Origin of the sequence: Streptococcus sp. DD11, from assembly GCF_001578865.1 — a bacterium.
Classification (GTDB): domain Bacteria; phylum Bacillota; class Bacilli; order Lactobacillales; family Streptococcaceae; genus Streptococcus; species Streptococcus panodentis.
On sequence record NZ_KQ969393.1, the window covers coordinates 388177 to 389539 of the forward strand.

Here is a 1363-nt window from a genome sequence, read left to right on the forward strand (position 1 = left end):
AGAGCTCAGGACTTTTACTTTCAGTATGGTTTTGAAAAATTCAGCCAGCACGACTATATCACTGGCGAGACAGTGGATACAGACTGGCTGCTGCGCAAGAAATTGAACTAAAAGAGAAATTACAGAGAGGAATGGAATACGACCTAAAAGCTCGAAATTTAGATGATTTGTTTCTGAAATCAGGATTTCAGACAAATCCCTAAAATTTGGTCGTTCAAATTCTTCGGTGATAGAATAGAGAAAGGAATGGAACCCGGGCTAAAAACTCGGAAAAAAGATAGATTTCCTAGCATTCATCGAATGCTTCGTCAATCTCCTATTTTTCAGTCGTTTTTAAACGCCCTTGGTATCCTTTGTAGTCTTGGCACAGTATAAGTTCAGAAAATTTAAAGAGAGGAATGGAATACGACCTAAAAGCTCGAAATTTAGATGATTTGTTTCTGAAATCAGGATTTCAGACAAATCCCTAAAGTTTGGTCGTTCAAATTCTTCGGTGATAGAATAGAGAAAGGAATGGAACCCGGGCTAAAAACTCGGAAAAAAGATAGATTTCCTAGCATTCATCGAATGCTTCGTCAATCTCCTATTTTTCAGTCGTTTTAAACGCCCTTGGTATCTTAATTATGTTAGTAAGTTATAAATGGTTAAATGAATTAGTAGACATTGATGTGGCGAGCGCTGAGCTGGCTGAGAAAATGTCCACAACCGGGATTGAGGTAGAAGGTGTGACATCGCCGGCTGCCGGTCTGTCCAAGATCGTTGTCGGTGAGGTTGTATCGTGTGAGGATGTGCCGGATACCCATCTGCATGTCTGTCAGGTCAATGTCGGCGAAGCGGAGACGCGTCAGATTGTCTGCGGAGCTCCCAATATCCGGGCCGGTATCAAGGTCATGGTGGCCCTGCCCGGTGCACGCATTGCGGACAATTACAAGATTAAAAAAGGGAAAATCCGCGGTCTGGAGTCGCTGGGCATGATCTGCTCTCTCGGCGAGCTGGGCATTTCTGACTCAGTCGTGCCAAAGGAATTTGCGGATGGTATCCAAATCCTGCCGGAGGAGGCTGTGCCGGGTCAGGAAGTCTTTCCATATCTGGACTTGGACGATGAAATCATCGAACTCTCCATCACGCCAAACCGGGCAGACGCACTCTCTATGCGCGGTGTCGCCCACGAAGTGGCTGCAATCTACGACAAGGCTGTGCGGTTTAAGGCTTTCCCGCTGACAGAAGGTGACAAGCAGGCAGCGGATCAGCTTGCGGTAGCTATCGAGACAGAGAAAGCTCCCTACTATGCGGCCCGTATTTTGGTACAATGTGCGTATTGCTCCAAGTCCGCAGTGGCTGCAAAATCTCCTCATGAATGAGG

The 1363-nt window shown here is 46.1% G+C and carries 2 pseudogenes; both read left to right on the forward strand.

Annotated elements, in window-relative coordinates:
• Window positions 1-111: pseudogene (locus tag STRDD11_RS05090) on the forward strand (GNAT family N-acetyltransferase); the annotation flags it as partial.
• Between the two features lie 512 nt (window positions 112-623).
• Window positions 624-1363, forward strand: a pseudogene (gene ytpR, locus STRDD11_RS14200) (YtpR family tRNA-binding protein); the annotation flags it as partial.